9 protein-coding genes are annotated in these 7619 nt (G+C 50.8%); 6 read left to right on the top strand and 3 right to left on the bottom strand.

The features are described 5' to 3' along the window. Window positions 1–183: 183 nt before the first annotated feature. The gene (locus NWF35_RS01530) at window positions 184–789 is read left to right on the top strand and encodes a bifunctional transcriptional activator/DNA repair enzyme AdaA (RefSeq protein WP_301237334.1); all 606 of its coding nucleotides are present in this window, start codon (window positions 184–186) and stop codon (window positions 787–789) included. Window positions 790–938: 149 nt separating this feature from the next. Here the strand turns inward: NWF35_RS01530 and NWF35_RS01525 are convergent, their stop codons facing one another. Then, window positions 939–1460: a GNAT family N-acetyltransferase gene (locus NWF35_RS01525; protein ID WP_301237333.1), complete on the bottom strand. Its 522-nt coding sequence runs from the start codon at window positions 1458–1460 to the stop codon at window positions 939–941. A gap of 225 nt (window positions 1461–1685) precedes the next feature. Between NWF35_RS01525 and NWF35_RS01520 the strand changes: the two genes are divergently transcribed. The 5 genes from NWF35_RS01520 (at window position 1686) to NWF35_RS01500 (ending at window position 4813) form a co-directional block, all read left to right on the top strand. Next, window positions 1686–1859: a hypothetical protein gene (locus tag NWF35_RS01520; RefSeq protein WP_301237332.1), complete on the top strand. Its 174-nt coding sequence runs from the start codon at window positions 1686–1688 to the stop codon at window positions 1857–1859. A 153-nt stretch (window positions 1860–2012) separates the two neighbouring features. After that, complete coding sequence (locus NWF35_RS01515; protein WP_301237331.1) at window positions 2013–2771, top strand: class I SAM-dependent methyltransferase; 759 nt, start codon at window positions 2013–2015, stop codon at window positions 2769–2771. 512 nt (window positions 2772–3283) lie between these two features. Continuing rightward, window positions 3284–3547 (top strand): hypothetical protein, encoded by a 264-nt coding sequence (locus tag NWF35_RS01510; RefSeq protein WP_301237330.1) that lies wholly within the window; start codon window positions 3284–3286, stop codon window positions 3545–3547. Window positions 3548–3752: 205 nt separating this feature from the next. Then, window positions 3753–4133 (top strand): CidA/LrgA family protein, encoded by a 381-nt coding sequence (locus NWF35_RS01505; RefSeq protein ID WP_301237329.1) that lies wholly within the window; start codon window positions 3753–3755, stop codon window positions 4131–4133. Next, complete coding sequence (locus tag NWF35_RS01500) at window positions 4130–4813, top strand: LrgB family protein (RefSeq protein ID WP_301237328.1); 684 nt, start codon at window positions 4130–4132, stop codon at window positions 4811–4813. The genes NWF35_RS01505 and NWF35_RS01500 overlap by 4 nt, the downstream gene beginning before the upstream one ends. A 63-nt stretch (window positions 4814–4876) precedes the next feature. On the opposite strand, the gene NWF35_RS01495 is transcribed toward NWF35_RS01500, so the two are convergent. Together NWF35_RS01495 and NWF35_RS01490 are read right to left on the bottom strand one after the other, a co-directional pair. Continuing rightward, window positions 4877–6208 (bottom strand): (Fe-S)-binding protein, encoded by a 1332-nt coding sequence (locus NWF35_RS01495; RefSeq protein WP_301237327.1) that lies wholly within the window; start codon window positions 6206–6208, stop codon window positions 4877–4879. Further along, window positions 6205–7614, bottom strand: a complete 1410-nt coding sequence (locus tag NWF35_RS01490; RefSeq protein ID WP_301237326.1) for an FAD-linked oxidase C-terminal domain-containing protein — start codon at window positions 7612–7614, stop codon at window positions 6205–6207. The genes NWF35_RS01495 and NWF35_RS01490 overlap by 4 nt, the downstream gene beginning before the upstream one ends. Window positions 7615–7619: the final 5 nt, after the last annotated feature.

The raw sequence follows: 7619 nt of genomic DNA, 5'->3' as shown, positions 1-7619 counted from the left end.
GACCAGGCCGTACACAGGAACAAACCCACTACCAGTGGGATGAGCACCGCTCGTACGTTCGATTATAAAGCAAATTGGTTGCCCTTACCATCCCCAAAAGGAGATGCCGAGCAACGCCGCCTTTCATCCCACGATTGAAACCGTGGGCTTTCAGGCTGCTTTTTCTGTAAAAGGGGTAAAACGATGCATGATGAGCAGTGGAAAGCCATTGTGAATTGTGATCCCTCTTATGACGGTGAGTTCTATTATGGAGTCTCAACAACCGGGATCTTTTGCCGACCATCATGTAAATCAAAAACGCCAAAACGAGAAAACGTTCGTATTTTCCCTAGCATTGATGAAGCAGTCAAGGCGAAGTTCCGCCCTTGCAAACGTTGTCGTCCTGATCAGGAGCGCCGGCCTGATGAAGACTTAGCACATCAAACGGCCCGCTCCATCGAACAGCACTATACTGTGGCGCTCACACTAGAGACAATTGCAAAAGGAGTCCATGTAAGCCCATACCACTTACATCACGTTTTCAAACGTATTATGAACATGACACCGGTAGATTACTTGCTTGCAAAGCGCCTTGAAGAGGCCAAACGGTGGCTTTCAGAATCGAACAGGAGTGTAACTGAAATTGCGGTATCGGTCGGGTTTACAAATATAGGACATTTTTCTACCATGTTTCATAAAAAAACAGGTATGAGCCCTACGATGTATCGTTCAAGTCATTTCAAACAGATTTCCAATGATGAGGCTATGATGGATGGTAGAAACGATGTATTGGGGAGTATGTCAATATAATACCTGGGCATTGTAACTGACAACTAGCGACTGTACTATGTAAGATGACAATTCCTTGCGGTCGACCCAAACAGCAAATTGACAAACTGAGGCCCGTAGTCTAACCGAATAGGGCTGTTACCAAGGGCGAAGTATATGGTAAAAGAATCTCAACGATTTTGTTGCCACGTATCACGGGATATGGCATATACATCAATGGATTTATTCCATTTGATTATGCTTTCGGATAGCTTCATTCCCAGTCTTTGAGCAACTCGTACTGAAGGTGTATTGGAAGGATCAATGAGTGAGATAAATCGTGGTGAATCTAAATGTTTGAAGCCCCAGTCGCGACATCCTATCGCCGCTTCAGTAGCAAATCCTTGCCCCCAATAGTCCCTTACGAATAAATATCCGATTTCGATCTCAGGTCGTCCGTTTACTTCTTGGGGAACTAAACCACATTGGCCGACAAATATACCGTCGTTTTTACGCTCAACAATCCAAAGCCCGAATCCAAACTTCTCATAGTTGGATTGGGTCCATTTGATCCACTTAATAGTTTCATCGAAAGTTTTCGTGCTCGGATAAAAAGCCATGGCTATTGGATCTGAAAAAATTTTTAGTAAGTTTTTAGCGTCATCCATAGTCATCTTACGTAATCTAAGTCTTTCTGTCTCCAAGATGTTCATTATCTTCCCTCCCCAGGACTATCTATATGTTTTAATTTTGTGAAAATATTTGTTATTATGAAAGGGAAATAGACAGCCCCATCACAATCATCAACCAGAAAGGGAGAGATTACGATGGAATCGGAGGCCACACGTAAAAAACAACCATTTGGGACCGAAAGTGAACGTGTTTACCAAGAACCTATTGACCCACTGATGCGTGAGAGAGGTTGCAAAATGTAAGCCATGATCATCAACGAATCCGGTGGTAGGGATCGATTGCAGTTGGCCGAAGTACCCATACCCAACATACGTGATGATGAAGTGCTGGTCAAGATCCATGCTACATCTGTCAATCCGGTGGACTGGAGAGCGGGGAGGAGATGTTGCGAGGGCATTTTCCGTTTAGATTCCCGCTGATCTTAGGATGGGGCCTCTCAAGCGTCTTAGTAGAAACGGGTCAGAAGGTGAACGAATGGAAAATGGGAGACGACCCGAAAAGGGCGCCGGGAGCGGGAGCAAATAGAATTGGCCAAAGTCTTTTTCGGGAAGCGAAAAGCGAGGTGAATACAAGTGAAAGTTACAGATTATTCCCGGATTGCGGACCGATATGATCAAAATCCATACCGTCGGCAAATTGAACCAGATGAGGTCTTGAAGTGGTATTTTGCCCAACATTCTGATCGAGAATTTCGCGTGCTGGACTTGGCATGTGGTACGGGGTTATATCTGCAAAAACAATTACATGCCTTTGCATCGATGTCGGTTGAATGGTACGGGTTAGATGCATCGCAAGCCATGTTGGATCAAGCGGAAAGGAGGGTACCAAACGTCCGGCTGATTCAAGGATTGGCCGAAGAAATGCCATACGAACCGGAGAGCTTTGATGTGATAGTGAACCATTATGCTTTTCATCATTTCACCGAAAAGTCGAGGGTGCTGGATGAGGTCACTCGTGTATTGAAGAAAAACGGCATGTTCAAAATGCATAACATCGCCATCCATGAAATGCGGCAATGGTGGGTGTATCAATACTTTCCTTCGGCGTATTTTGAGGATTTGAAGAGATTTTGGCCAAAAGACCTCATTTATCGTGAATTATCTGTCAGAGGTTTTCAGGTTGAACTGGACATCCGTTATAGAATGACTCCTAAGCGGCTGGCCGAATGCATACAGTATGCTCGCAATAGGGATATTTCCGTATTGACATTGATAGATGAAAAAGACTATCAAGCAGGGGTAGAGAGATTGGAAACGGAGTTCAACCGCGATCCCGAAGCCAGCATCGTACAAGATTTCGCAGAAATGCACTTAATTGCTTTAAAAAAATAACAATACTTTATTTGGGAAACCGGATCGATCCGGGTAAACTGTACGCTAAGTAGAAACAGCTGTGAATCTCCTGTATATTTTCTTTTATTCACGTTGGCATCCGTGTCAGCGCTATACGCTTTACTGCGGAACAACACTCTCGGCGGATTTCTCATAGAAGTTTTCCCCTGCGATCCTTCCCCGTGAATATAAAAAACCTCAATAAGAGGAGAGTTTGAAGTAACGAGGAAAATTTATGTCCACTAAGATGGTTTCCCGGAAAAAGCAGGGGCATCCGCCACTAAACATAAAGGCGAACCCTGCTTGGGTAACGAGAAACATGAGCACATCAAAACCTGAATTCACAAGTGGTCCGCACCCCTCATCACCCAATGGAATTGTTCAAAAATTGTACAAATCATTTTCCTTTTCAACGAAAGAAAATCTATTATAATGAGAGTGTAATATTACCGTAATGTTTTTGTCACCCAAGCGAAATGAGACCGAATTTTTCATAAAGGAGGGGAGTCGCCATGGCAAGCTATCGCGGAAAATATGTGATGGGAGGAGCCAAAACCGGCCAACCGATGGATTGGCTTCAACCCGGAGATGAACTCTCCCTTGTAACCGCCGGTAAAAACATCAAACTGTCCGTGAAAGACACCTACCGTTACGAAAATCGTCGGGTATACGTCACAGACCGTTTCGGTCTGATTTTCGCCGATGAATTGGTAGCGTATACCATGCCGGTATGGAACAAAAAAGCGTCCGTCTTCCGGAAGTCTGAAGCGATCTGAGTATCATATCCAGTCCATACATCAGATGATCAGTTGTTTCTTTCGTAAGTTCCTATATGACTGTATGGCTGTCTATATCCTATCACGCTCGATAAGAGTATACCGATTTGTCCATTCGCCTGCCACGGAAACCACGAGCCGATTCCGCCGCCGATTCGGGAGTCGGCTTTTTCATTTTGGTTTGGAGACGAGGAGGTTGACAGAGGTGAAAGTACTCCGTATTGCGGCACAAGTATTATTGATTCATGCATTTTTTCTGATGGGGGAAGGATTCGTCCATTTGTCCGGGCTGCCGATCCCCGGTAATTTAGCAGGATTGGGATTCCTTTTTGCGGGGCTTTGTTTGGGGTGGATCAAAATCTCATGGGTTGAGGAGGGCGCCCGTTGGCTGTTGGCGGAACTGCTTCTTTTCTTTATCCCTTCCGCCGTCGGAATCGTGCAATATCCGCAGGTGATGAGCATCCACGGTTTGCCCGTCTGGCTTACGATTGCGGTCGGCACCGTTTTCGTAATGGCTTGCACCGGCTTGCTGGCCGACCGGCTAAACCGGCTAAATCAGCAAAACCGGGAGGTGACGGAATCGTGATCGGATGGACAACGGCGGCTGGCCTGCTGGGCACTATTGCCCTTTATGCCGTTTGCAAATGGGTGTATCGCCGCAAGCCGATCATCTGGCTGTCACCGGTGGTGGTGACACCGATCATCCTGATCGTATGGCTGAAAGGGTGGGGAATCCCCTACGCACAATATCATCAGGGGGCGAAATGGCTGACCGACCTGTTGCAACCGGCCACCGTCGCCTTTGCCGTTCCCATGTACAGATATCTCCCCATATTAAAAAAGCATGGAAGGGTGATCGTCACCAGTGTGGGGGTTGGATCGTTCGTCGCCATCATTTCCACCCTGATCCTGTCCGCCGTCGTTGGGATCAACCGGCTGATCACCTTGAGCCTGATCCCCCGGTCCGTCACCACCCCCATCGCAATGGAAACAGCCAAAATCGAGGGAGGCGTACCCTCTCTCACTGCGGCCTTCGTCATCGCCACAGGCGTCATCGGCTATGTCAGTGCCCCATTTCTCATCCGCTTGCTGCGCATCCGAAACCCGATCGCCAAAGGGGTGATGATCGGTACAGCCGCGCACGGCATCGGTACATCCAAGGCGTTTGAGCTGGATGAGCAAGTGGGCACCGTCTCCAGTCTGTCGCTGATCGTAGCTGGTTTGGTGACGGTGGCCATGGTGCAGATGGGCAAAGGGTGGTTTTGAACAGCGGAAGTTTCCAAAGCAGAAAGACACTGGGTTTCCCGCACGCGCTGTATATTTCTCATTTCATTCCACCGCCTCCATGAGCAAATCCACCAAATGGACAGCGCGCATGCGGTGTTCCAGACCCGCCCTGCGGATTCCCCATTTCATTTGCAGGAGGCATCCTGGATTGGAGGTGACGAGGATATCAGCCTCCGTGTTTTTGACATGGGTCATTTTTTCGTCCAAGATTTGTTTTGACATCTCCGGCTGGGTGAGGTTGTAAATACCGGCCGACCCGCAACAGCGGTCCGATTCGAACAATTCCACAACCGTCACCCCTGGCATCTGACGCAATATATTACGCGGTTGGTTGACGCGCATGCCGTTTCGCAAGTGGCAAGAATCCTGATAGGTCACCCGGCGTTCCAATCGCTTCAACGGGAGATCATCGATTACATCCGCGATAAGTTGGCTGATGTCACGTACCCGGTCGGAGAACCATCGGGCATCCTCCTCCATCCGCACGTCTCCTTTGAAATGATGGGCGTATTCCACCAGCATGGCCCCGCAGCCGCCTGCATTGGAGACGATCCAATCCACTTGCGCATCGCGAAAGGCCTCAATGTTTTCGCGAGCCAATCGTTTGGCCGTATCCTCTTCCCCGGCATGGGCATGCAACGCGCCGCAACACCGCTGCGCATCAGGGATGACCACTTCGTAGCCCGCCTTGACCAGCAACCGAGCCGTATTACAGTTGGTTTCCGTAAAGAGCACATCCATGATGCAGCCGCGGAACAGCCCGACTCTCCCCCTCGGTGTCCCTTCGGGCCGGAGGATTTCTCCCAACCGCTCGCGAACCCCCATGGAAGACGCAGGCGGCATCACGGCCTCCATCTCCCGAAGGTGCTCCGGGAACAGACGCATCAACCCGCTTCGCTGCACCAACCACCGCAATCCCGAACGCTGGTAGAGGGTCAACCACCAACCGAGCGTGCGCAGTCGGTGCTGATGGGGAAAGAGGTGCTTGAAAAACAGCTTCCGCAATCCCCGGACGATCCGGGACGACGGCTCGCGAAGAGCGATGCCGGCCCGTGTCTGTTCCAAAACGCGCCCGTACTGCACACCCGCGGGGCACGCGGTCTCACAAGCCCGGCAACCCAGACACAAATTCATCTGGTCGGCAAATGCCGCATCCGGTTCGATCATCCCATCTGCCACCGCCTTCATCAAGGCAAGGCGGCCGCGTGGAGAAGCCTGTTCCAATCCCGTTTCCCGATATGTCGGACAGGCCGGCAGGCAAAATCCGCAGCGCATACAATGGGTCAACTCGTCCTGATCCAATGTCTTGCGCAAATATTCGCCCACTCGTGCCCACTCTTCCCGATCGATCGGTTTCTCCTCCACCGGTTTCACGTGATCACCACCCTTCTCCGCGTCTCTTTGGCAAACATTTTTCCCGGGTTGAGCAGTCCGTCGGGGTCAAACGCCCGTTTGATCCCTTTCATTACTTCTATACCGGATTTCCCCACTTTCCACTCCAAAAACGGCGCCTTGGCCAGTCCCACCCCGTGTTCGCCGGTGATCGTCCCGCCCAGGCGGATCGCCGCATCAAAAATCTCCTCAAACGCTTGTTCCACCCGTTCGATTTCTTCCCGGTCCCGTGCATCGGTCATACAGGTAGGATGGAGGTTGCCGTCACCAGCATGGCCGAATGTGCAGATCTGCAATCCGTATTTTTCCTTGATCCGGTTGATCTGTTCCACCATCGGCGCAATCGCGGCCCGCGGAACGGTGGCGTCCTCCAGGATGGTGGTTGGACGCAAGCGGGCGAGCGCAGACAGGGCACTCCTTCGCGCCGACATCAACTGCACCTCTTCTTCCCGCGACTGCGCCACCTGTACATGGGCCGCCCCAGTTTGACGGCAAATCTCCGCAATCCGCTCTATATCCCGTTCCACAACCGATGTAGGGCCGTCCTGTTCGATCAGCAGGATGGCGGCCATATCAGCCGGAAGCCCAATCTTGGCGTAATCTTCGATAACGCGAATGGTGCCTTGGTCCAAAAATTCCAGCGTACACGGAATGATGCGTTCAGCGATGATTTGCGATACTGTTCGCGCAGCCGCGTACAAATCGGTGAAATGCGCCACCATCACGCGACGGTCTTCGGGAAGGGGCAGCAATTTCACCGTAGCCTCGGTGATGATCGCCAATGTGCCCTCGGAACCCACCAACAATTTGGTCAGATCGTAACCAGCCACATCCTTGGTCAACTTTCCGCCGGTTCGCAGAATCTCCCCCGACGCCAATACCGCTTCCAGGCCGATCACGTAGTCCTTGGTCGTACCGTACTTTAACCCACGCAAGCCACCGGCACATTCCGCGATATTGCCGCCAAGCGTGGATACGTGCATACTACCGGGATCGGGTGGATAAAACAGTCCGATTCGCTCCACCGCTTCATGCAACTGTTTGGTGATCAATCCAGGCTGAAAGGTGGCAGTCAAGTTGTCTTGGTCGATTTCGATGAGTCGATTCATTTTGGTCATCACCATGACCAATCCGCCTTCCACCGGCACGGTTCCCGCACTCAGATTGCTGCCCGAACCGCGACCGACGATGGGGATGCGGTGACGGGAGGCAATTTTCATGATCGCCTGCACTTCTTCGGTACTTTCCGGAAATACCACCCCGTCCGGCATCGATTGGTACATCGGCGTGGCGTCATAGGAATAGGCCAGACGGGACTCGGGATCATCCCGTACATCATCCGGCCCCACCACCGCCTGCAACTCTCTTTTCACATCGCTCGACAGCATCTCTT

It is taken from the genome of Polycladomyces subterraneus (assembly GCF_030433435.1).
Lineage (GTDB): Bacteria > Bacillota > Bacilli > Thermoactinomycetales > JIR-001 > Polycladomyces > Polycladomyces subterraneus.
Note: the sequence above shows the minus strand (reverse complement) of the source record. Positions and strands in the feature narration are given on the sequence as shown.